General features: G+C 60.3%; 19 protein-coding genes and 1 other RNA gene. 19 read left to right on the forward strand and 1 reads right to left on the reverse strand.

Annotated features, from left to right (window positions below):
- Positions 1–422 precede the first annotated feature (422 nt).
- From GTP46_RS03515 to GTP46_RS03525, 3 genes are all read left to right on the forward strand, one after another.
- A complete protein-coding gene (locus tag GTP46_RS03515; RefSeq protein ID WP_161005234.1) occupies positions 423–731 on the forward strand; it encodes a hypothetical protein in 309 nt (102 codons plus the stop codon).
- A gap of 224 nt (positions 732–955) precedes the next feature.
- Entirely contained in the window at positions 956–2,059 is a 1,104-nt protein-coding gene (locus tag GTP46_RS03520) for a porin (protein WP_161005235.1), read from the forward strand.
- 69 nt (positions 2,060–2,128) lie between these two features.
- A complete protein-coding gene (locus GTP46_RS03525; protein WP_161005236.1) occupies positions 2,129–2,656 on the forward strand; it encodes a hypothetical protein in 528 nt (175 codons plus the stop codon).
- A gap of 12 nt (positions 2,657–2,668) precedes the next feature.
- Here GTP46_RS03525 and GTP46_RS03530 read toward each other — a convergent pair whose 3' ends face one another.
- A complete protein-coding gene (locus GTP46_RS03530) occupies positions 2,669–4,372 on the reverse strand; it encodes a thiamine pyrophosphate-binding protein (RefSeq protein WP_161005237.1) in 1,704 nt (567 codons plus the stop codon).
- A 118-nt stretch (positions 4,373–4,490) separates the two neighbouring features.
- On the opposite strand from GTP46_RS03530, the gene rnpB reads away from it, so the two are divergent.
- The 16 genes from rnpB to ftsA all read left to right on the forward strand — a co-directional run bounded on the left by rnpB (position 4,491) and on the right by ftsA (position 22,821).
- An RNA gene (gene rnpB, locus GTP46_RS03535) (RNase P RNA component class A) lies at positions 4,491–4,848 on the forward strand.
- An 11-nt stretch (positions 4,849–4,859) separates the two neighbouring features.
- The gene (gene glpK, locus GTP46_RS03540) at positions 4,860–6,344 is read left to right on the forward strand and encodes a glycerol kinase GlpK (RefSeq protein ID WP_161005238.1); all 1,485 of its coding nucleotides are present in this window, start codon (positions 4,860–4,862) and stop codon (positions 6,342–6,344) included.
- A gap of 682 nt (positions 6,345–7,026) precedes the next feature.
- On the forward strand, positions 7,027–7,455 hold the full coding sequence (gene mraZ, locus GTP46_RS03545; protein ID WP_161005239.1) for a division/cell wall cluster transcriptional repressor MraZ: 429 nt from the start codon (positions 7,027–7,029) through the stop codon (positions 7,453–7,455).
- A gap of 11 nt (positions 7,456–7,466) precedes the next feature.
- Positions 7,467–8,429 (forward strand): 16S rRNA (cytosine(1402)-N(4))-methyltransferase RsmH, encoded by a 963-nt coding sequence (gene rsmH / locus GTP46_RS03550; RefSeq protein ID WP_161005240.1) that lies wholly within the window; start codon positions 7,467–7,469, stop codon positions 8,427–8,429.
- Entirely contained in the window at positions 8,426–8,701 is a 276-nt protein-coding gene (ftsL, locus tag GTP46_RS03555; protein WP_161005241.1) for a cell division protein FtsL, read from the forward strand. Before rsmH ends, ftsL begins: the two co-directional genes overlap by 4 nt.
- A complete protein-coding gene (locus GTP46_RS03560; protein ID WP_161005242.1) occupies positions 8,698–10,473 on the forward strand; it encodes a peptidoglycan D,D-transpeptidase FtsI family protein in 1,776 nt (591 codons plus the stop codon). The genes ftsL and GTP46_RS03560 overlap by 4 nt, the downstream gene beginning before the upstream one ends.
- Complete coding sequence (locus GTP46_RS03565) at positions 10,470–12,026, forward strand: UDP-N-acetylmuramoyl-L-alanyl-D-glutamate--2,6-diaminopimelate ligase (RefSeq protein WP_161005243.1); 1,557 nt, start codon at positions 10,470–10,472, stop codon at positions 12,024–12,026. Before GTP46_RS03560 ends, GTP46_RS03565 begins: the two co-directional genes overlap by 4 nt.
- Positions 12,026–13,411, forward strand: coding sequence for a UDP-N-acetylmuramoyl-tripeptide--D-alanyl-D-alanine ligase (locus tag GTP46_RS03570; RefSeq protein ID WP_161005244.1), 1,386 nt, complete (start codon positions 12,026–12,028; stop codon positions 13,409–13,411). Before GTP46_RS03565 ends, GTP46_RS03570 begins: the two co-directional genes overlap by 1 nt.
- A 2-nt stretch (positions 13,412–13,413) precedes the next feature.
- The gene (gene mraY, locus GTP46_RS03575; protein WP_161005245.1) at positions 13,414–14,583 is read left to right on the forward strand and encodes a phospho-N-acetylmuramoyl-pentapeptide-transferase; all 1,170 of its coding nucleotides are present in this window, start codon (positions 13,414–13,416) and stop codon (positions 14,581–14,583) included.
- A complete protein-coding gene (gene murD / locus GTP46_RS03580; RefSeq protein WP_161005246.1) occupies positions 14,583–16,115 on the forward strand; it encodes a UDP-N-acetylmuramoyl-L-alanine--D-glutamate ligase in 1,533 nt (510 codons plus the stop codon). Before mraY ends, murD begins: the two co-directional genes overlap by 1 nt.
- A gap of 2 nt (positions 16,116–16,117) precedes the next feature.
- Positions 16,118–17,338 carry a putative lipid II flippase FtsW gene (ftsW, locus tag GTP46_RS03585; protein WP_161005247.1) on the forward strand — a complete coding sequence of 407 codons (1,221 nt, stop codon included), beginning with the start codon at positions 16,118–16,120 and terminating at the stop codon, positions 17,336–17,338.
- Entirely contained in the window at positions 17,335–18,402 is a 1,068-nt protein-coding gene (gene murG / locus GTP46_RS03590; RefSeq protein ID WP_161005248.1) for an undecaprenyldiphospho-muramoylpentapeptide beta-N-acetylglucosaminyltransferase, read from the forward strand. Before ftsW ends, murG begins: the two co-directional genes overlap by 4 nt.
- On the forward strand, positions 18,399–19,790 hold the full coding sequence (murC, locus tag GTP46_RS03595) for a UDP-N-acetylmuramate--L-alanine ligase (protein ID WP_161005249.1): 1,392 nt from the start codon (positions 18,399–18,401) through the stop codon (positions 19,788–19,790). Before murG ends, murC begins: the two co-directional genes overlap by 4 nt.
- A gap of 2 nt (positions 19,791–19,792) precedes the next feature.
- Positions 19,793–20,764 carry a D-alanine--D-alanine ligase gene (locus GTP46_RS03600; RefSeq protein WP_371869545.1) on the forward strand — a complete coding sequence of 324 codons (972 nt, stop codon included), beginning with the start codon at positions 19,793–19,795 and terminating at the stop codon, positions 20,762–20,764.
- A 7-nt stretch (positions 20,765–20,771) separates the two neighbouring features.
- Positions 20,772–21,575, forward strand: a complete 804-nt coding sequence (locus GTP46_RS03605; RefSeq protein WP_161005250.1) for a cell division protein FtsQ/DivIB — start codon at positions 20,772–20,774, stop codon at positions 21,573–21,575.
- A 13-nt stretch (positions 21,576–21,588) separates the two neighbouring features.
- A complete protein-coding gene (ftsA, locus tag GTP46_RS03610; protein ID WP_092278992.1) occupies positions 21,589–22,821 on the forward strand; it encodes a cell division protein FtsA in 1,233 nt (410 codons plus the stop codon).
- Positions 22,822–22,870: the final 49 nt, after the last annotated feature.

A 22,870-nucleotide genomic window follows, 5' to 3' on the forward strand; every position in this document is an offset into this window, starting at 1 on the left:
GTTGGGGCAGACGGTAGGCGCTTCGCATTCTACCTTCGTTTTACACCCGAAAACACCGCGTGCCTAGCGTGTTCTGCGGTGTGGAACTTGCAGGTAAGAGCTTGTCCACGACACACAGTTGGCATCCAGAACTATTTCCATGAATCCGGTCTTTCCCCTTTGTTTGTACAGGACAAAAATATTTCCATTTAGAGAAAAAATTATTGCCATAAGTGTTGCAATGAGGGAACTTGCGAGGATGGCGGGGCACGATCAAGCCGTTGAATGAATCGTTTTCATGCACCAAACCAGTGCGTAAAAGCAAGGTCACGCACTATTTTGTCTCCTATACACAACAGGTAGCAATTTCTTACAAATCGGTAACCACATGCAACTTACGGCGGTTTTTACTGAATTTGCTACACAAGTAAAGCAGTATCACTGTGAGCAAAGTTGGTTTCCGGGCTATTTTGCTGGATAAACGCACCGAACAAACTCTCGGGTTGTTAGCTTATTACCATTTGGTAGAGAAGAGTGCGCGAGGGGTTCAGTATAAAATAGCGTCAGAAATAGCAATGTGGCTATTTTTACTTGGTCCGAAGAGCAGTGGTATCGCCACCGTGTTTTTCGTGCGGAGATCCCGGCCCGTTTCGCTTGCTCGGCAGGAAATATTGCGATGCGGTAAAATGCCGTTGCTTTGGAAAAACGACAAGAATTTCGCTGTTCTGTATGAATGGTTTTACACTTGTTGAAGTTTCTGAGCATCAGTATAGTGCCGCCTCCGGCGCTCCACGAGAGCGTCGCGACAAAGCCGGCGTAGATTTATCGGCCGCAACACAGTGAACGCATCCCGCTTGGGGTGCACAGTGGCAGCTGGGGAGTTTGCCCTCACGCACAAACGGCTTTAGCCGAGAAGCACCGAACACGCCGTACTACTGGCTTATTTTTACAGCAACACAACTGAAGGAAACACGTAATGAAAAAATCCCTTATCGCTATCGCCGTATTGGCAGCAACCAGCTCCGCAGCATTCGCTCAATCGAACGTCACCATCTACGGCATCCTGGATGCAGGTATCGTCGCTGAACGCGGCGGCGCAGCTGGCAGCGTCAGCAAAGTCACCAGCGGCGCAGCTTCGGCATCGCGCATTGGCTTCAAAGGCACTGAAGATCTGGGCGGCGGTCTGAGCGCGATCTTCAAACTGGAAACCGGCGCGAAAATCGACGACGGCACCCTGGACGCGACCAACACCATCTTCAACCGTGAAGCCTATGTAGGCCTGTCGTCGAAAACCGCCGGCACCCTGACCCTGGGTCGTCAGTACACTCCGTACTACGAAACCCTGCGCGACGTTGGCGATCCATTCGCAATGGGCTACGCTGGTACCGCGAAAAACCTGTTCCCAGTTGCTAGCTTCATGACCCGTAACTCGAACGCGGTTGTGTACAAAACCCCTAACCTGGAAGGCTTCACCGGCGCGGTTTCGTACAGCCTGGGCGAACAAAACGGCGACTCGTCGGCTGCCCGTCAAGTTGGCGCATCGCTGGGCTACAACAACGGTCCTCTGAACGTTGCTGTTGCTTACAACATGAAAAACAACGACCTGGCCGCTACCTCGACCGCAGCAGCTGTGAACACTGGCGTTGGCCACAACGGCCTGATCGCTGCTAACTACGACTTCAAAGTAGTTAAAGTATTCGCCGCTTACTCGCAAGACAAAGGCGTAGGCAGCGCACCAATCAACGGTGCAGCAAGCGCAACCGCAACCACCTCGGCTTTCGGTTACGCCTTCGCTCAGTCGAAAGACAGCACCGACGCTCTGATCGGCCTGACCGCGCCAGTATCGGCTTCGGGCACCGTGATGGCTTCGTACATCCGCAAAAACGACAAAGAAGTTGCTAACCGTGACGCTGACCAGTGGGCAATCGGCTACAACTACGCTCTGTCGAAGCGCACCAGCACCTACGTTGCTTACGCTAAGATCAAAAACAAAAACGGCGCTGGCTACACCGTTGGTAACAACACCGAAGCCGGTTCGGGCGACAAAGCCTTCAATCTGGGCCTGCGTCACTCGTTCTAATCTGATTTAATCAGGTTTGAATCCACAACGGCTGCCTGGTGCAGCCGTTGTTCTTTTGTGGAAGTGAAAATGATTCGACGAGCCTTTTTTGCCGGCGCCATCTTGCTGGCATCCTGCGCCGTGCTGGCCGCGCCGAAGAAGCCGGGTGCGCTGCCGCGCTACGGCATGGTGGTGTTTTCCGATTTATGCATCCATGCGGACAGCGGTGAATTTGGCGGCCAGCGCATCACGCTGCAGCGCTTTGCCGAAGTCGATACGGTGCTGTACGAATACACGGCCGGCGGCATAAGCTGGCCGGTGGTGGCCAGCGACGTGACTATCGATCCGCGCGGCCAGCAGTTTTATTTCACGGTGCAGCCGCCGGATGAAGAAGAACGCACCATCAGTGGCAAGCTGGCCGATAACGGCAAGACGCTGGTGCTGGAAGGCGGCTATTGCGAAGATCAGTCGGTGCCGATGCGCCTGCCGGTGGTGACGGATTTCAGCCGCAAGGCCGGCACCTGCCGTGCCTGCCCCGCGCCGAAAGCGAAGAAGGAAAAAGAAGAAGAAAAAAAGCCGGTGATCGACACCGGCTCCACGGTTACCGCCGGCCTGTGAGCCGGCCTTGGTTTATTTCGCCGCTTTGGCTGCTTCCGCGTTCTTGCGGATAGTCTCCAGCGTCGCGCCCGGCGTGATCAGATTGCCGTCGTAACGCAGTTCGATCAGCGCCGGCAGATTCTTCTCACGCGTGTAAGCCAGCGCGCGCTCCAGTGCCGGCGCGAATTCCTCGGTCTTGGTCACCACCTCGCCGCTACCGCTGTAGGCCACCGACAGTGCCGCAAAATCAGGATTGTGCAGCGTGGTGCCGGACACGCGGCCCGGATAGTCGCGCTCCTGGTGCATGCGGATGGTGCCGAACATGGCGTTGTTGAACACGATGATGACCACGCCCGCCTGGTACTGCACTGCCGTTGCCAGCTCCTGGCCGTTCATCATGTACTCGCCGTCGCCAGCGAAGGTAATCACGGTGCGCTCAGGCGCGATGATTTTGGCCGCCACGCCGGCCGGCACGCTGTAGCCCATTGCACCGCTGGTCGGCGCCAGCTGCGTGCGCATGCCGCCGTAGCTGTGGAAGCGATGCGCCCAGGTGGCGTAGTTGCCGGCGCCGTTGGTGATGATGGTGTCGTGCGGCGCCAGCTTTTCAATTTGCTGCACCACTTGCCACAGGTCGAGCGGCGCCTTGCCGTCTTTGAAGATGGCTGGCTGCTGCTTCCATGCCGCGTAGTCCGCGCGCGCTTCCGCCACGCTGCCGGCCCACGCCGCCGCGTCGACCGGCTGCATGGCCGCCAGCATGGCCGCCACTTGCGGCATACCGCTGTTGATCATCAACTCAGCCTGATAAACGCTGCCCAGTTCCTCTGCATCCGCGTGCACATGGATCAGGCGCTGGGCTGGCACCGGGGAGGCTAGCAGCGAATAGCCGCTGGTGGTCATCTCGCCGAGACGTGGACCGATGGCCAAAATCACATCCGCCTCGCGCACTCGTGCCGCCAGCTTCGGATTGATGCCGATACCGACATCGCCGATGTAGTGAGGGTGGTCGTTGTCCAGCAAATCCTGGAAGCGGAAGGCGCACGATACTGGCAGCTGATTGGCTTCGGCAAAGCGCTGGATATCGGCGCAAGCTTGCTCATCCCAGCCGCCACCGCCCAGCAGTACCAGCGGCTTCTTGGCCGAGGCCAGCATGCTGCGCACGGTGTCGATTTGCGCAGCCGACGGCGAGGCTTGCACCGGCTGGTAGCTGCGGGTATCGGCCACGCTGGCCTTGGTGGTTAGCATATCCTCCGGCAGCGCCAGCACCACCGGGCCAGGACGGCCGCTGGTAGCGATCTGGAAGGCGCGCGCGATGTATTCCGGCATGCGGTCGGCGCGGTCGATCTGTGTCACCCACTTGGCCATCTGGCCGTACATGCGGCGGTAGTCGACTTCCTGGAAGGCTTCACGGTCGATAAAGTCGCTGCCGACCTGGCCGATGAACAGAATCATCGGGGTCGAATCCTGGAACGCTGTGTGCACACCGATCGAGGCATTGGTCGCGCCCGGGCCACGGGTGACGAAGCAGATGCCCGGCTTGCCGGTCATTTTGCCGTAGGCGTCAGCCATGAACGCGGCGCCGCCTTCCTGGCGGTTGATGATGAAGCGGATATCGGAATCATGCAGGGCGTCGAGCACGTCCAGATAGCTTTCGCCGGGTACGCCGAAAGCGGTGTCTACGCCGTGGATCTTCAGGGCATCGACCAAAATCTGGCCGCCGGTGCGGGATGGTTGCGTCATTATTGTGAGCCTCGTGGGTGAATTATCCAAGCATTCTACGGGGGCGGCGAAAGGGCGGCTTTTGGAATGGCGACACCAAATTTCAGATTTGTCGGGGCAGGCTGGTACAATAGCGGCTGATGCAAGCCAGACAGCCGCTGGTCAGCGCGTAATGCCTGACGGGAGGAAGGTCCGGACTCCATAGAGCGGGGTGACGGTTAACGGCCGTCCGTCGAAAGTCCTACTCCAGCGTACTTGTACGCTGGAGGGGGATATAAGGCGAGGAATAGGGCCACAGAGACGAGCGTATTAAGTTACGGTGAAACGCGGTAACCTCCACCTGGTGCAATTCCAAATAGGCACGCGATGATGTTGCTCGCGGAGCGTGCGGGTAGGAAGCTTGAGCGCTGGAGCAATCCAGCGCCTAGAGGAATGGCTGTCATAGCACAGGTTCGCCTGTGCCGTAACAAAATCCGGCCTATCGGCTTGCTTCAACTAATTCTACGAGATGAAAAAATTCATACTCGCGCTGGACCAGGGGACGACCAGTTCGCGCGCCATCCTGTTTGACCATCAGGGGCAGATCTGCGGCAGCGCGGCGCAGGAGTTCCCCCAGCATTTCCCCCATCCCGGCTGGGTCGAGCACGACCCGATGGATATCTGGCACAGCCAGCTCAACGTCGCTCGCAAGGTGCTGGCTGATAATCACGTCGATCCGCACAATGTGCTGGCCATTGGCGTGACCAACCAGCGCGAGACTACCGTCGTTTGGGACCGCAAGACCGGCGAGCCGATCGCGCCTGCCATCGTCTGGCAGGACCGCCGCACCGCCGACTTATGTGACGCCTTGCGCGCCGACGGCAAAGCCAAAAAAATTACCGACATCTCCGGACTGGAACTGGATGCCTATTTTTCCGCCACCAAGCTGAAATGGCTGCTCGATCACGTGCCGGGCGCGCGCGCGCGGGCAGAGCAGGGCGGGCTGGCATTCGGCACGGTCGATAGCTGGCTGGTGTACAAGCTGACTGGCCAGCACGTGACCGACGTCAGCAACGCGGCACGCACCATGCTGTTCAACATCCACCTGATGCGCTGGGACTACGACCTGCTGCACCTGTTCGGCATTCCGGAAGCGATGCTGCCGCAGATCGTGTCGTCGAGCGAGGAGGTGGGCAACACGCACCACAGCCTGTTCGGTACGGCGATTCCGGTGGCCGGCATTGCGGGCGACCAGCAGGCCGCCACCTTCGGCCAGGCTTGTCACAAGCCAGGCATGGTCAAGAACACGTATGGCACCGGCTGCTTCATGTTGATGCATCTGGGGCGCCACCCAGTGGCCTCGCATAACCGCTTGCTGACCACGGTGGGCTGGCGCGTTGATGGCGAGACGGATTATCTGCTGGAAGGCAGCGTCTTCATGGGCGGTGCGACGGTGCAGTGGCTGCGTGATGGTCTCGGCATCATCAAGTCATCGGCCGAAGTGGAAGCCTTGGCGGCCAGCGTGCCGGATAGCGATGGCGTGTTCATGGTGCCGGCGTTTGTCGGCCTCGGCGCACCGCACTGGGATGCATACGCACGTGGCTCGCTGTTCGGCCTGAGCCGGGGCAGCACCCGCGCCCACATCGCCCGTGCCGCGCTGGAGGCCATCGCCTATCAAAGCGCCGAGCTGATGGCGGCGATGCAGAAAGACGCGTCCATGCCCTTGGTCGAAGTCCGCGCCGACGGCGGCGCCGCCCGCAATGACCTGCTGATGCAATTCCAGGCCGACCTGCTGGGCGTGCCAGTCGTCCGTCCCAAAGTCACCGAAACGACGGCGCTGGGCGCCGCCTACCTGGCCGGCATGGCCGTCGGCTTCTGGGAAACGCAAGAAGAAATCGCCGCCCAGTGGGCTAGCGAACGCCGCTTCGAACCCTCAATGAGCGCCGACCGCCGCGCCGAACTCCTCGCTAAATGGTCCCGTGCCGTAGATCGCACGCGCGGCTGGGAGATTTAATCCGGGGTCAGGTCCTCCATTTCTACACGGTCTGCTCCGTAGCAAACGCTAAGGCCGGGCTCGTGTAGAAATGGAGGACCTGACCCCGGATTTTGGTTTTTGGAAGGCGTATAATGGCGCTAATGCGGTGTAAAATTTGTATAGACAAGTTGCGCTGCCGCTGTTGTTGTGAAGTAAATGTTGAAGTTCGTTGTGCTTGTTTTGTGAAAGTTCCTCATTCCTCCTGAGCGCGCTTCTGGCGCGCCATACTGGCGTTTTCCCTCTCCAATACCTGCGTTTTCCACTCTCATCCCCCTGTTGCCGATTTGATACTGCAATGTTGGCTGTTTGCAACTTTATGCTTTTAATTCAATTTTTTTATATAAGCATTTTCAATTCGAAACACATGGGTACAACTGAGGTGACACATTCACAACCTTTCATAAGTACTTAATTTATTGAGTTATTTTATTTCTAGCTGGCTTCAAGGAATCGCGCTAAGTCCTTAATTTCATTACTAAAATCCCCGTTTCGATTGGCTGAAAGCGCTTGACCACTATTCTTGCATCCTCTAAAGTGGGCATCTGTGTGAAAAAGTGTCTTTTTGTGGGAGATTTTGCCTGACTTAGCGGACAGGGAAGATCCAAACCAACAGGCCAGTTTTTTATGCTCCGCTAACCAACAGAGGTAAAAAGGTAATCACGTGTTTCAAGGCGCGTCCGCAATCAGTCTCGATGCCAAAGGCAGGATGTCTATCCCTGCCAAGCACCGTGACGCGCTCTCGATCCAATGCGAAGGCCGCCTCACCCTGACGCGCCATCCCGACGGCTGCGTCATGCTGTTCCCCCGTCCTGTGTGGGAACAACACCGTCAACAGATCTCCGCATGGCCCATGCAAGCGCGCGCCTGGCAGCGTATTTTCCTGGGTTACGCTACCGACGTGGAAATGGACACCGCCGGCCGCATCCTCATATCGCCTGAACTCCGCGCCGCTGTCGGCCTGGACAAAGAGGTCATGATGATGGGCATGGGCTCGCACTTCGAGATCTGGGACGCCGCCAAGATGGCGGAAAAAGAGCTGCAGGCTATGGAAGCCGGCACCCCCGATGTACTCGCTAATTTCTCTTTCTAAGGCCCTGTCACATGACCACGACAACGGTGCCTGAATTCCAGCATCGCACGGTGCTGCTAGACGAAGCAGTCGATGCGCTGGCGCTGGATGGCGCGCGCGCCGGCGGCGTCTTCGTCGACGGCACGTTTGGCCGCGGCGGCCACTCGCGCCTGATCCTTTCGAAACTGGGCGCCAATGCGCGCCTGATCGCGTTCGACAAAGATCCGCAAGCCATCGCCACCGCCGAACAAATCAAGGACCCGCGCTTCACCATCGTTCACGACAGTTTCGCCACCATGCGCGAAGCCCTGGCGGAACGCGGCATCAATAAAGTCGACGGCATCCTGCTCGACCTCGGCATCTCATCGCCGCAAGTGGACGACGCCGCGCGCGGCTTCAGCTTCCGTAACGATGGCCCGTTGGACATGCGCATGGATACCACGCGCGGCATGTCGGCGGCGGAGTGGCTCGCCACTGAAACCGCAGAGACACTGGAAAAGGTGATAAAGGAATATGGGGAAGAACGGTTTGCTTTTCAGATTGCAAAGGCGATTGTTGCTCGCCGGGCAGTCGAACCAATTTCAACCACACGACAGCTTGCCGGCATCGTGGCAGGCGCGGTCAAGACTCGGGAAAAGGGCAAGGATCCGGCAACCCGCACATTTCAGGCTATCCGGATTTTCATCAATAAAGAGCTTGAAGACCTTGAGATCGGTCTGAACCGCGCTTACGAATGCCTGGCGCCGGGTGCGATCATGGCCATCATCAGCTTCCACTCGCTGGAAGACCGCATGGTGAAGCGCTTCTTCGCGTCCAAGGCCAACGTCGAGCAGCCGGACCGCCGCCTGCCGATCCGCGCGGTGGACCTGCCGCAGCCGGAACTCAAGCTGCTGTCCAAGATGAAGCCATCCGAGAAAGAAGTCGATGAGAATCCGCGCGCCCGTTCGGCGGTGATGCGCGTCTCCCGCCGCCTCCCAATTCCGGAGGGCGCATGAGCGGCAAGATCAATCTCGTGCTGACGATCTTGCTGGTCGCTTGCGGCCTGTCGCTGGTGAACGCCCAATATCAAGCACGCCATTTGTTCATCGAACTGGAACGCACCCAATCGCAGGCGCGCCAGCTGGATATCGAATGGGCGCAGCTGCAGCTGGATCAATCCACGCTGGGCAAACACGCGCGTATCGAAGACATCGCCCGCCGTGAATTGAATATGACGCCGCTGACCGCAGCGCGCACGCAGTACCTGACGCCGGAGGCCTCCAAATGAGCCGCGGCAGCAATGTGAACACCTCGCGCGTGGCCGCCGCCAAAGGCGTGGCCTTCTCCAAGAGCCCAGTATTGGCAGTCCGTCTGCCAACTTGGCGCTCGCGCGTTGTGCTGTTCGTATTGTTTGCCGCATTCGCCGCACTGGCTGGCCGTGCTCTGTGGCTGCAAGGCTTGTCGACCCAGTTCCTGCAAAAGCAGGGCGAGATCCGCTACGCGCGCACGCTGGAACTGCCAGCTACGCGCGGCAAGATCACCGACCGCGATGGCCAGGTGCTGGCATCGTCCGTACCGGTTAAAGCCATCTGGGCGATCCCTGACGACGTGCAGGAAGCCGCCCCGGCGAAACTGAAACAGCTGGCCAAACTGCTCGATATGAGTGACGCCGAGCTGCAAAAGAAACTGGACTCTGATCGCAGCTTCGTCTACCTGAAACGCCAGGTGGAGCAGGACGTGGCAGACCAGATCACCAAGCTGGGTATCGAAGGCATCCAGACCCGCAAAGAATACAAGCGCTTCTACCCGCAAGGCGAAGTGACGACCCACGTTGTCGGCTTCACCAACGTGGAAGACCAGGGCCAGGAATCGATGGAACTGGCGCAACAAAAAACGCTGCAAGGCATTACCGGCAGCCGCCGCGTGATCAAGGACCGTCTGGGCCGCATCGTTGAAGATATCGAATCGGTGCGCGAGCCGCACGACGGCAAGGACCTCATGCTGTCGATCGACAGCAAAATTCAGTACATCGCTTTCACCCAGGTGAAAGACGCGGTGGAGAAGTTCCACGCCAAGGCTGGTGCAGCAGTGGTGCTGGACGTGCACACCGGCGAAGTGCTGGCGCTGGCCAACTGGCCGACCTACAACCCGAACGACCGCTCCAAGCTGACCGGCGAACAGCTGCGCAACCGCGTGATGACCGACACCTTCGAGCCGGGTTCCTCGCTCAAGCCGTTCACCGTGGGCCTGGCGCTGGACGAAGGCCGTGTCAAGCCGCACACCATGTTCGATACCGGTAACGGCTCGTTTGTCATTGCCGATCGCGTGATCCACGATACGCATCCGCACTACCTGATCGACGTGCAGACCATCATCCAGAAATCGTCCAACATCGGCACCTCCAAAATCGCGCTGGGCATGCCGGCCGAAGATATGTGGGAGATGTTCACCAAAGTCGGCTTCGGCCAGCAGCCAAAATGGGGCTTCCCCGGCGCGGTGGCCGGCCGCGTGCGTCCTTATAAATCCTGGCGTCCTATCGAGCAGGCAAATATGAGCTTCGGCCAGGGTATCTCGGTTTCACTGATCCAGCTGGCGCGTTCCTACATGATCTTCGCCCGCGACGGCGACATCATTCCGCTGTCGTTCCAGAAGCTGCATGAAGCGCCACACGGCACCCAAGTGGTAAGCGCCAAGACCGCTGCTGAAATGCGCGAGATGCTGGAGATGGTAACGCAGCCGGGCGGCTCCGCCGTCAAGGCGCAGGTGCCGGGCTACCGCGTTGGCGGCAAGACTGGTACGGCGCAGAAGTTCCTCAACGGCCGCTACTCGCAGACCAAATATATCGGTAACTTCGTCGGTATGGCGCCGATGTCGGACCCACGTTTCATCATCGCCGTCATGATCGACGAACCGGGTGGCCCGGTGCACGTCGGCGGCGACGTGGCGGGCCCGGTGTTTTCGACCCTGGCAGCGCAGGCACTGCGCGCCAAGAACGTTGCGCCGGACTCGGACCTGACCCATATCATCATTCCTGAATCAGCAGCACAGGGGAACATGTGACGACTTCTACTTTCGACCCGATAGCTATCGCGAACGCGATCCGCAAGCTGGCGCCAACGGCGCACCTGGCCTCGGACTCGCGCCGCGTCAAGCTGGGCGATGTGTTCTTTGCTTATCCAGGCGACGCCGGTGATGGGCGCAGCTTCATCGAAAGCGCCATCGAGCAGGGCGCAGCGTTGATCGTGCTCGATCCTGCCGGCTTTACCTGGAACGACAAGTGGGCCGTGCCTTACCTGACGGTCGAAGGCCTGAAGGCCAACGCCGGCGCCATCGCGCATGTGTTTTACCAGCAGCCGGATGCGAACATGTTCACCGTCGGCGTGACCGGCACCAACGGCAAGACCTCCAGCGCCGTATGGCTGGGCCAAGCCCTGTCGCGCGCCGGCGAACCGGCAGCGGTCATCGGTACGCTCGGCGTGGGCGTGTTCCGTCCGCGCGGCGAAGTGGAATATGACGTCACCGGCTACACCACGCCGGATGCAGTGCTGTTGGCGCGTAACCTCGCCGACCTGCGGAACCAGGGCGCGACTGCGCTGGCGATTGAAGTATCGTCCATCGGTCTAGTGCAAGGCCGCGTATCGGGCATGCACTTCGACGTGGCGCTGTTCACCAACCTGACCCGCGATCACCTTGACTATCACGGCACGATGGAAGCCTACGAGGCGGCCAAGGTCATGCTGTTCGACTGGCCCGGCTTGAAAACTGCCGTCGTCAATCTGGACGATCCAGCAGGCCTGCGTTTGATCGCGCACCTGAAAGCAAAAGCGCCATTGGCCGGTAATATTCCGCTGATCGGCTACACGCTGCAAGACGGCGCTGCGCAGCCGGACATCGACGGTGTGCTGATGCTGCGCGCCAGCCAACTGCGTGCAGGCCGCAGCGGCGGCACCGAATTCCATCTGGACTGCCCGCTGGGCGTAGCGCAAGTGCGCACGCATCTGGTGGGCGGCTTCAATATCAGCAATGCGCTGGGCGTGATGGGTGCGATGATCGCCAAAGGTCTCGGCCTGCGCGCCGCCATCGACGCAGCAGAAGCGCTGGAACCAGCGCCGGGCCGCATGCAGCAAGTTGGCGGCCACGAAGCGCCGCTGATCGTGATCGACTACGCGCACACGCCGGACGCGCTGGAGAAAACCCTGGCTGCGCTGCGTCCAGTAGCCACCGATCGCGGCGGCCAGCTGTGGTGCGTGTTCGGCTGCGGCGGCGACCGCGATCCGGGCAAGCGTCCGCAGATGGGCAAGATCGCGCAGTCGGCTGATCATGTGCTGGTCACCAGCGACAATCCGCGCAGCGAAGAGCCTCACTCGATCATCGAACAGATTTTGGCCGGCATGGACCAGAACAATCCGGCATCGACGGTGCAGGCGCTGGACGACCGCGCCGCCGCCATCCTGTCGGCGATCAAGCATGCAGGCAAGCCGGATGTGATCCTGCTGGCCGGTAAAGGCCATGAGCCGTATCAGGAAATCAAAGGCAAGAAACTGCCATTCTCCGACGCCGATCACGCGCAACTGGCGCTGTCGGCACGTTTAACCATGATGAGGACGAATTAATGCGTGCAGCAGTCGCACAAATTCTGCCTTTCCTGACCGGCGCCCGTTTTGTAGGCGCTGGTGAAGTTGCTTTTAACGGCGTGTCGACCGACAGCCGTAGCGTAGCCGCAGGTGCTTTGTTCATCGCCTTGCGCGGCGAAGTTTTCGACGCCCACAACTTCCTCGCGCAAGTGGCGGAGCAGGGCGTTGCCGCTGTCGTTGTAGAAGAACTGCCGGAAGGCTTCCCTCTGCCGGCCATCGTCGTACCAAACACGCTGGTGGCCTTGGGCCAGATCGCTAATTACTGGCGCAAGCAGTTCAGCATTCCGGTGATTGGTGTCACTGGCAGCAACGGCAAGACCACCGTTAAAGAAATGATCTCCGCGATCCTCGCCGCAGCACATGGCGAAGAAGGCCGCCTGGCCACGCGCGGCAACCTGAATAACGAAATCGGCGTGCCACTCACGCTGTTCCGCATGGACGCGCAACAGCAGTCGGCGGTGATCGAGATGGGTATGAACCATCCGGGCGAAATCGGTCGTCTGGCCGTCATCGCCGGCGCGAATATCGCCATGGTCAACAACGCCCAGCGCGAGCATCAGGAATTCATGCATACCGTAGAAGCGGTGGCGCGCGAGAACGGCGCCGTGCTGGCCGCGCTGCCGACTGATGGCGTGGCTGTATTCCCGCATGGCGATGAGTTCACCGGCATCTGGGAAGAACTGTCGGCCGGCCGCCGCATGCTGCGCTTCGGTCTGACCAAGGAAGCGGAAGTGAGCTGCACCTTCCGCACCAGCGATTTCGAAAGCGAGATGTTCGTCACCATCTGCGAGAGCGAGGCCGATCCGCGCCAGTTCTTCGTGCGCTTGCAGGCCGCTGGTGAACACAATGTCCGCAATGCGCTGGCGGCGGTGGCATGCACTTATGCCGCCGGCGTGTCGCTGGAAAAAATCAAACTGGGACTGGACACCTTTGCGCCGGTCAGTGGCCGTCTGCAAAAGAAGCAGGCAGCCAATGGCGCCGTGGTGATCGACGACACCTACAACGCCAATCCGGACTCGGTACGCGCCGCCATCGACGTGCTGTCGAATGCCGCCTTACCGCGCGTGCTGGTGCTGGGCGACATGGGTGAAGTCGGCACGCAAGGCCGCGAGTTCCATGAGGAAGTTGGCGCATACGCGCAGGACAAGGGCATCGAAACGGTGCTGGTAACAGGCGAACTGGCCGCGCACATGCAAGGCGCGAACATTCGTCATTTTGAGAACTTTGGCGAGTTGCTGTCTGCGGTGGACGCAGCGGTGTCGCCGGATGCAACGGTTTTAATCAAGGGCTCCCGTTTTATGAAGATGGAGCGGGTCGTGCAGCATTTGATTGGGTCGCAACAAGCTAACAAGGAAGGTCACTAATCATGCTGCTCTGGCTCGCACAGTTTTTCCAGCAGGACGTCGGAATACTCCGTGTCTTCAACTTCATTACGTTCCGCGCGGTGTTCGCCACCGCGACGGCGTTGTTCATGGGTTTGGCCGCTGGTCCGTTCGTCATCCGCAAGCTGACCGCCATGAAATACGGCCAGGCCGTACGTACCGATGGTCCGCAAACCCACCTGAAAAAACACGGCACCCCAACCATGGGCGGCGTGCTGATTCTGCTGTCGATCGCTGTGTCGACGCTGTTGTGGTGCGACCTGTCGAACCGTTTGATCTGGCCTGTGCTGATCGTCACGCTGGGCTTCGGCGCAGTGGGCTGGGTGGATGACTACCGTAAGGTGGTGTACCAGGACCCGGAAGGCATGCGCTCGCGCGAGAAGTATTTCTGGCAGTCGCTGGTTGGTATCGCCGCTGCGCTGTACCTGGCGTTCTCGGTATCGGCCACCAGCACCGCCCAAGTTTTTGAGCTGTTCTTTGCGTGGGTGCGCTCTGGTTTTGAAATGGACCTGCCGCCGAAAGCTGACTTGATTGTGCCGTTCTTTAAAACGATCAGCTACCCGCTGGGCGTGTGGGGCTTCATCGGTTTGACCTACTGTGTCATCGTCGGTTCGTCCAACGCCGTTAACTTCACTGACGGTCTGGATGGCCTGGCGATCATGCCGACCATTCTGGTTGGTTCGGCACTCGGCTTGTTCGCTTACCTGACCGGTAGCGCCACGTATTCGAAGTACCTGTTCATTCCGCACATCCCCGGCGCGGGCGAACTGATTATCTTCACCGGCGCGCTGGCTGGCGCTGGCTTGGCCTTCCTGTGGTTTAACACCCACCCGGCGCAAGTGTTCATGGGCGACGTTGGCGCGTTGGCGCTGGGCGGCGCGCTGGGGACGATTGCGGTGATCGTGCGCCAAGAGATTGTGTTGTTCATCATGGGCGGCATCTTCGTTGCGGAGACGGTGTCGGTGATGATTCAGGTGAGCTGGTTCAAGTACACCAAGAAGCGCTATGGCACCGGCCGTCGCGTGTTCCTGATGGCGCCACTGCACCACCACTTTGAACAAAAAGGCTGGAAAGAGACCCAGGTCGTCGTTCGCTTCTGGATCGTGACGATGATTCTGGTACTGGTTGGACTCTCGACGTTGAAACTGCGCTGATGATTTACGAAGGCAAAAACGCACTGGTACTCGGACTGGGTGAATCCGGTCTGGCGATGGCGCTGTGGCTCGCCCGCAGCGGCGCGCGCGTGCGCGTAGCCGACACACGTGAAGCGCCGGATCGCCTGTCTGCATTGCGTGACGCTGTGCCGTCGGCGGAATTCGTCGCCGGTCCGTTCGGCGCATCGCTGCTGGAAGGCGTGGACTTCGTCACCGTCAGCCCTGGCTTGGCGCCAAACCGCGAGCTGGCAGAGATTGCGCCGGCTGCTGCTGCCGCAGGCATTGAAGTGTGGGGTGAGATCGAGTTGTTCGCGCAGGCGCTGGAATCGCTGAAAGCGTCGCACAGCTACCAGCCCAAGATCATTGCCATCACCGGCACCAATGGTAAAACCACCGTGACCACGCTGGTTGGCCAACTGTGCGAACGCGCTGGCAAGACCGTGCGCGTCGCCGGCAACATCAGCCCGGCCGCGCTGGACGTGCTGCGCGAAGTGCTCGACAAAGATGTGCTGCCGGAAGTCTGGGTACTCGAACTCTCGTCCTTCCAATTGCAGACCACCTTCACGCTGGAAGCCGACGCGGCGACCGTGTTGAACGTCACGCAGGATCATTTGGACTGGCACGGCGACATGCCATCGTACGCTGCCGCCAAGCACCGCATCTTCGCCGCCAACACCGTGCGCGTATTGAACCGCGACGACGCCACCACTATGCGCATGGCCAGCGCCACCGGCCATAACGTCACCTTCGGCACCGACGCGCCAGTCCTGCGCGACGACCTTGGCCTGAACAACGAACGCGGCGTGCTGTGGCTCGCCACCGCCATGCCGGCGGAAGAAGAGGGCGAACCGAAGAAGCGCAAGAAAAACGATCCGCCGCCGCCACCAGTGGAGTGCATGGTCAAGAACCTGATGCCTGCTGACGCGCTGCAAATCCGCGGCGTCCATAACGCCGCCAACGCGCTGGCCGCGCTGGCCCTGTGCCGCGCCATCGACTTGCCACTGGCACCACTGCTGCACTGCCTGCGCGAATATCGCGGCCAGCCGCACCGCGTTGAACTGGTCAGCGCCATCAACGAAGTTGAATACTACGACGATAGCAAAGGCACCAATGTCGGCGCCACCGTGGCTGCGCTGAATGGCCTCGGCAAAGCCTTCACCGGCGAGAGCCAGCGCCTGGTCGTCATCCTCGGCGGCGACGGCAAAGGCCAGGATTTCGCGCCACTGGCCGACCCAGTCGCCCGCTACGCTCGCGCCGCGCTGCTGATCGGCCGCGACGCACCGCAAATCCGCGCCGCACTGGAACTGGCCGCGCGCGAGCAGGGCGCTGTGCTGGCATACGAATTGGAAGACTGCGGCACCGACCTGCCGCACGCCGTCAAGCGCGCGAGCGAACTGGCGCAAGCCGGCGATGCCGTGCTGCTGTCGCCTGCGTGTGCCAGCATGGACATGTTCAAGAACTACGCGCATCGCGCCCAGGTGTTCATCGACACCGTGCGTGATATCGCGCTCGACGCCGGACAGGAGATCTGACCATGGCCCTGCAACTGCCGTTCCGCTTTGGCTCCAAGTCGGCTGAAACGCCGATGGAGAGTCGCGCGCGGCAGTCGAAGATGATGGAGTACGACCAGCCGCTGGTCTGGGTCACGCTGCTGCTGATGCTGCTCGGGATGGTGATGGTGTACTCGGCGTCGATCTCGCTGCCGGATTCGCCGAAGTTCGCCAACTATGTGCGCTGGCAGAACACCTACTTCCTGCAGCGCCAGATGATGTTCATCGCCGTGTCGATGATCGTCGGCCTGTTTGTGTTCCGCATCCGTATTTCGGATTTGCAGAAAGCGGCACCGTATCTGTTTATTGGCACATTGGTGCTGCTGGTGCTGGTGCTGATTCCCGGTATTGGTGTGGTGGTCAACGGCGGCCGTCGTTGGCTGTCGCTGAAAGTATTTAACGTGCAGCCGTCGGAGCTGATGAAAGTCGTCGCCGTGCTCTACGCCGCCGATTACACCGTGCGCAAACAGCAGGTGATGCACAAGCTGACCAAGGGCTTTATGCCGATGGCGGCAGCGGTTGGTTTCGTCGGCCTGTTGCTGCTGCTGGAGCCAGACCTCGGCGCCTTCGGTGTGATCGTCTGCATCGCCATGGGCATCCTGTTCCTCGGCGGGATCAACGCCGTCTGGTTTGGCGGCATCGGCGCAGTGCTGGTACTGATCTTCGGCTCCATCATCGCGCTGTCGAAATTCCGCCGCGAGCGTTATTTCGCTTACCTCAATCCGTGGGAAGAGGACAACGCATTGAACAAGGCTTACCAGCTGACCCACTCGCTGATCGCTTTCGGGCGCGGCGAGATTTTTGGCGTTGGACTGGGCGGCAGCGTGGAAAAGCTGCACTACCTGCCGGAAGCGCATACCGACTTCCTGCTAGCGGTGATCGGCGAAGAACTGGGCCTGGCCGGCGTGCTGGTGGTGATCGCGCTGTTCTACTGGATCATCAAGCGCGCCTTCGATATCGGCCGTCAGGCCATCGCCATCGACCAGACCTTTGCCGGCCTCACGGCTAAAGGCATCGGCATCTGGATCGGCGTGCAGACGTTTATTAACATGGGTGTGAACCTGGGCTTACTGCCAACCAAGGGCTTGACCCTACCGCTGATGAGCTATGGCGGCACGGGCGTTGTAATTAACTGCATCGGACTCGCGATCCTGCTCCGGATCGACTACGAAAACCGAGTCCTGATGCGTGGTGGCAGACTATGAAACGATTGATGATTATGGCGGCCGGTACGGGCGGTCATATTTTCCCAGGCCTGGCGATCGCGCAAACCATGCGCGCGCGCGGCTGGGAAGTAAGCTGGCTGGGTACCTCCACCGGCATGGAACAGGATCTGGTGCCGAAGAGCGGCATTGCGATGGATAGCATCAACTTCACCGGCATGCGCGGCAAAGGCCTGAAGCACACGGTGGGCGGTGCGTTCAAGATGGTGAAGGCGTTTGCCGACTGCTTCAGCTTTATCGGCAGCCGCAAGCCGGACGTGGTGATGGGCATGGGCGGTTATGTGACTGTACCGGGCGGCCTGATGGCGCGCCTGCGCGGCACGCCGCTGGTGCTGGTGAACGCCGATGCGGCGCTGCTGCTGTCGAATAAAACGCTGGTGCCTGTGGCTTCGCGCGTGTGTTTCGGCTTCCCAGCGAACTTCGGTAACGCTGCCGCCAAAGCAGTGGTGACTGGTAATCCGGTACGCAAGGAGATCCTGGACATGGCATCGCCGGCGCAACGCTTTGAAGGTCGCGAAGGCCCGCTGCGTATTTTGGTAGTCGGCGGCAGCCTCGGTGCGAAAGCGCTGAACGATGCGCTGCCTGCGGCACTGGCGCTGATCCCGGAAGCACAGCGTCCGCTGGTGACCCACCAGTCGGGCAAGAAGAATATCGATGCGCTGCGTGCGGCGTATCAGCAGGCTGGCGTAACGGCCAATGTGGTCGACTTCATCGACGACATGGCGACTGCCTACAGTGCTGCGGACGTGGTGATCTGCCGTGCTGGCGCCATTACCGTGTCCGAGTTGACTGCGGCGGGCGTGGCCAGCGTGCTGGTGCCGTTCGTGGCATCGACTACCAGCCACCAGCGCGACAACGCACAGTGGATGGCGAAACAGAAGGCGGCGATTCACATGCCGCAAACGGAATTGAGCGCGCAATCCGTTGCGACGCTGTTGGAAACGCTGACCCGCGCATCTTGCCTGGCCATGGCCAACGCAGCGCGTGAAGTCGGCAAACGTGACGCAAACGATGCGATCGCAAAAGTATTGGAAGAATTAGCATGAAGCATAAAGTACAGAACATACACTTCGTCGGCATCGGCGGCAGCGGCATGAGCGGCATTGCAGAAGTGCTGCTCACGCTGGGCTATAACGTGTCCGGCTCGGACCTGGGCAGCAACGCTGTCACCCAGCGCCTGGCCGACATGGGCGCGACTGTGTATCAGGGCCACGCGGAATCCAACATCGGCAAAGCCGATGCCGTCGTGACCTCGACCGCTGTACAGCAGGACAACCCTGAAGTAGTAGCGGCACGCAGCCGTAAGATTCCTATCGTCCCGCGCGCAGTGATGCTGGGCGAGTTGATGCGCCTGAAGCGCGGCATCGCCATCGCCGGCACGCACGGCAAGACCACCACCACTAGTCTGGTGGCGTCGGTGCTGGCGCAGGGCGGCCTCGATCCGACCTTCGTCATCGGCGGCCGACTGACCGCAGCGGGCGCCAATGCCAAGCTGGGTACTGGTGAATACCTCGTCGCGGAAGCCGACGAATCGGACGCTTCGTTCCTGAACCTGACGCCGATGATCGAAGTCATTACGAACATCGACGCCGATCACATGGAAACCTACGAGCACGATTTCGAAAAGCTCAAGCAGGCCTTCGTTCACTTCACGCACCGCCTGCCGTTCTATGGCCGCGCCATGCTGTGCATTGACGATCCGCATGTGCGCTCGATCCTGCCGCACGTGACCAAGCCAGTGACCACCTACGGCTTTGCCGAAGACGCTGAAGTGCGTGCCGTGAACGCGCGTGCCGTTGGCGTCGAGATGCACTTCACCGTTAAGCAGGAAGGCTATCCAGACCTGGACGTGGTGCTGAACCAACCGGGCCTGCACAACGTGCAGAACGCCTGCTCCGCCGTGGCGATTGCCCGCGAGATCGGCATCGAAGACAGCGCAACGCAAGCGGGCCTCGCGGGCTTCGCGGGCGTGGGCCGCCGCTTCACCAAATACGGCGATGTGGCGATTCCGAACGGTGGTACGTTCACACTGGTCGATGACTTCGGTCACCACCCGCTGGAAATGGACGTGACCATGGCCGCAGCCCGCGCCGCTTATCCGGGCCGCCGCTTGGTGCTGGCATTCCAGCCGCACCGCTACAGCCGCACGCGCGACCTGTTCGAAGATTTCGTCAAGGTGCTGGGCGCGCCGGACGTGCTGGTGCTGGGCGAAGTGTACGCCGCCGGCGAGACGCCAGTCGTTGCGGCGGACGGCCGCGCGCTGGCGCACGCAGTACGCGCCCGCGGCAAGACCGAACCAATTTTTGTTGAAGCGATCGGCGATATGCCGGAAACCATTATGGGCGTGGTACGCGACGGCGACGTCGTGATGACCATGGGCGCAGGCTCGATCAGCGGCGTCCCAGCCAAACTGACTAATTATCCAAAGGTCTGAACGTGAGTACCATCGTTAATCCATTCAACGCACAAGACGCAAAAGCCTTCGGCAAAGTCGGCGTGCTGTTTGGCGGCCGTTCTGCGGAACGTGAAGTGTCCAATATGTCCGGCGCCGGCGTGCTGGCCGCGCTGCAAAGCAAAGGCATCGACGCCCACGCTTTCGATCCGGGCCAACGTTCGCTGGCCGAACTGGCTGCGGAAAAATTCGACCGCGTGTTCATCGCGCTGCACGGCCGCTTCGGCGAAGACGGCAGCCTGCAAGGTGCGCTGGAACTGCTGGGCATTCCTTACACTGGCAGCGGCGTGACCGCCAGCTCGGTGGGCATGGACAAGATCACCACCAAGATCGTGTGGCTGCATCAAGGCCTGCCGACTCCGCGCTATGCGGTGCTGAACGCGCAGTCGGATCTGGATACCGTCGCTGCGGATCTCGGCCTGCCGCTGATCGTGAAACCGCCGCATGAAGGTTCGACCATCGGCATCACCAAGGTGAGCGAAGCCGCTGCGTTCAAGGCTGCTTACGACACTGCCGCCGCGCTGGACGACTCGGTGCTGGCCGAAGAATTTGTCACCGGCCGTGAATTCACCGTCGCTATTCTGGGCAGCGGCGCGACTGCCCGCGCGCTGCCTATCGTGGAGATCGTGGCGCCGGAAGGCAATTACGATTACCAGAACAAGTACTTCACGGACGACACCAAGTACTTCTGCCCAGCCGCGCTGCCTGACGCGCTGGCCGCAGAAATGCAGCGTATCGCTGTGGAAGCCTACCGCGCACTCGGTTGCGAGGGCTGGGGGCGCGTCGACGTGCTGCTGCGCGAACGTGACCAGAAGCCGTTCCTGCTGGAGGTGAACACTTCGCCGGGCATGACTAGCCACTCGCTGGTACCAATGGCTGCGCGCGCGGAAGGCATCAGTTATGAAGACCTGTGCGTGGAAATCCTGCGCAGTGCGCGTTTGAAGATGAAGGGCTGAGTGGTAGATGTGGCATGACGTGAAGGCTTTGAATGCAACCGCCAGCGGCCTGTTTGCGCTGACCGTGTTGACATGCATAGCGTCCGGCGTGTGGTGGGTGTCGCAGCGGCCGATGTTTAACCTGCGCACGATTCGTATTGAAACGATAGTCAGTACCGAAGATCTGAAGCATGTGAATCACCTGACGCTGCGCAACAACGCGCTGGGACGAATCAAGGGCAACTTCTTCACTACCAACCTGGATGCAGTGCGCCAGGCGTTTGAGTCGGTGCCTTGGGTACGCCGCGCAACGGTACGCCGCGAATGGCCGGACCAGCTGATTGTGGCGCTGGAAGAGCATGAGGCGCTGGGCACGTGGGGCGAGGACGGAAGGCTGCTATCGACCAAGGGCGATGTGTTTACCGCCAATTTGGCTGAAGCGGAAGAGGATCATGCGCTGCCGGAGTTTGAAGGACCGGACGGCAGCGAGAAGGAAGTGTTGTCGCGTTACGGCGAGTTGCGAACATGGTTTGCGCCGCTCAAGCTAGTGCCGGAAACGCTATCGCTATCCAGCCGTTATGCGTGGACAGTGAAGCTGAATAATGGAATGAGCGTGGCGCTGGGACGGGAACAGACCAGCACCACGTTGAAAGAGCGAGTGGACCGCCTGGTGGGAATTTATCCCCAGCTGGTGGAACACCTGCCGAATATAGACACGATAGACATGCGGTACCAGAACGGTTTGGCGCTCAGCGCGCAGGGATTGAAGATTCCTGCGGAGGGCGCGAAACCAAAATCGTTAGTAAAGAAACCGGACACCAAGCATAACTAGCAGGCAAAGAGAAATGACTAAAGACGCGAAAAACCTGATCGTCGGCCTCGATATCGGCACCTCCAAGGTGGTGGCCGTGGTGGCCGAGGTGATGGGCGATGGACGCCACGAAGTGATTGGCCTGGGCCAGCACGAGTCCAAGGGCCTGAAGAAGGGCGTGGTGGTCAACATCGAAGCGACCGTGGAATCGATCCAGCGCGCGCTGGAAGAAGCGGAGCTGATGGCCGACTGCAAAATCCGTAATGTCTATGCTGGCATTGCGGGCAGCCATATCCGCAGCTTCAATTCGAGCGGCATGGTGGCGATCAAGGATAAGGAAGTGACGGCGACTGACGTAGCGCGCGTCATTGAAACGGCGAAGGCGGTTAACATTCCGACCGACCAGCAGCTGCTGCATACGGTGCCGCAAGAGTTCATCGTCGACAGCCAGGAAGATGTGCGCGAGCCGATCGGCATGAGCGGCATCCGCCTGGAGGTGAAGGTGCATATCGTGACCGGCGCGGTGTCGGCGGTGCAGAACATCGTCAAGTGCGTGCGCCGTTGCGGCCTTGAAGTGTCGGACCTGATTTTGCAGCCGATGGCCTCCGCCGATGCGGTGCTGACCGGCGACGAGAAAGAGCTGGGCGTGGTGCTGATCGATATCGGCGGCGGCACGACCGACGTGGCGGTGTTCTCCGACGGCGCGATCCGTCACACCGCTGTGATCCCGATTGCCGGCGACCAGATCACCAACGATATCGCGATGGCGCTGCGCACGCCGACCACGGAAGCGGAAGAGATCAAGATCCGCTACGGCGTGGCCAAGCAGGTGCTGGCCGATCCGGGTGAATCGCTGGAAGTGCCGGGCCTCGGCGACCGTGGTCCACGCAACCTGTCGCGCCAGGCGCTGGCCGCCGTGATTGAACCGCGCGTGGAAGAGCTGTTCGCGATGGTGCATCAAGTGGTGCGCGAGTCGGGTTACGAAGGCGTGCTGTCGTCGGGCATCGTGCTCACCGGCGGTACCGCGATCATGCCGGGCATGGTCGAAATGGCAGAAGACATTTTCCTCAAGCCGGCGCGTCTGGGCACGCCGGATTACCGTGGCCAGTTGGCCGACGTGGTGCGCAGCCCGCGCTACGCGACCGTGCTTGGCCTGCTGTTGGAAGCGAAAAAGCAGTACCTGCGTGGCCACATCGTCACGCGGCAGGATGGATCGGTTAAGGCAGTTTGGCAGCGTATGAAGGAATGGTTCCTCGGGAATTTCTGAGGAATTTCTGAGATCAGCACGAAACTAGTACGAAACAACTAAATTATTT

It is taken from the genome of Duganella flavida (genome assembly GCF_009857445.1).
Taxonomy (GTDB): domain Bacteria; phylum Pseudomonadota; class Gammaproteobacteria; order Burkholderiales; family Burkholderiaceae_D; genus Rugamonas; species Rugamonas flavida.

Coding starts and splice junctions, on each gene's coding strand:
- GTP46_RS03520 (WP_161005235.1), top strand. CDS start 956: ATGAAAAAATCCCTTATCGCTATCGCCGTATTGGCAGCAACCAGCTCC.
- GTP46_RS03525 (WP_161005236.1), top strand. CDS start 2,129: ATGATTCGACGAGCCTTTTTTGCCGGCGCCATCTTGCTGGCATCCTGC.
- GTP46_RS03530 (WP_161005237.1), bottom strand. CDS start 4,372: ATGACGCAACCATCCCGCACCGGCGGCCAGATTTTGGTCGATGCCCTG.
- glpK (WP_161005238.1), top strand. CDS start 4,860: ATGAAAAAATTCATACTCGCGCTGGACCAGGGGACGACCAGTTCGCGC.
- rsmH (WP_161005240.1), top strand. CDS start 7,467: ATGACCACGACAACGGTGCCTGAATTCCAGCATCGCACGGTGCTGCTA.
- ftsL (WP_161005241.1), top strand. CDS start 8,426: ATGAGCGGCAAGATCAATCTCGTGCTGACGATCTTGCTGGTCGCTTGC.
- GTP46_RS03560 (WP_161005242.1), top strand. CDS start 8,698: ATGAGCCGCGGCAGCAATGTGAACACCTCGCGCGTGGCCGCCGCCAAA.
- GTP46_RS03570 (WP_161005244.1), top strand. CDS start 12,026: ATGCGTGCAGCAGTCGCACAAATTCTGCCTTTCCTGACCGGCGCCCGT.
- mraY (WP_161005245.1), top strand. CDS start 13,414: ATGCTGCTCTGGCTCGCACAGTTTTTCCAGCAGGACGTCGGAATACTC.
- murD (WP_161005246.1), top strand. CDS start 14,583: ATGATTTACGAAGGCAAAAACGCACTGGTACTCGGACTGGGTGAATCC.
- ftsW (WP_161005247.1), top strand. CDS start 16,118: ATGGCCCTGCAACTGCCGTTCCGCTTTGGCTCCAAGTCGGCTGAAACG.
- murG (WP_161005248.1), top strand. CDS start 17,335: ATGAAACGATTGATGATTATGGCGGCCGGTACGGGCGGTCATATTTTC.
- murC (WP_161005249.1), top strand. CDS start 18,399: ATGAAGCATAAAGTACAGAACATACACTTCGTCGGCATCGGCGGCAGC.
- GTP46_RS03605 (WP_161005250.1), top strand. CDS start 20,772: ATGTGGCATGACGTGAAGGCTTTGAATGCAACCGCCAGCGGCCTGTTT.
- ftsA (WP_092278992.1), top strand. CDS start 21,589: ATGACTAAAGACGCGAAAAACCTGATCGTCGGCCTCGATATCGGCACC.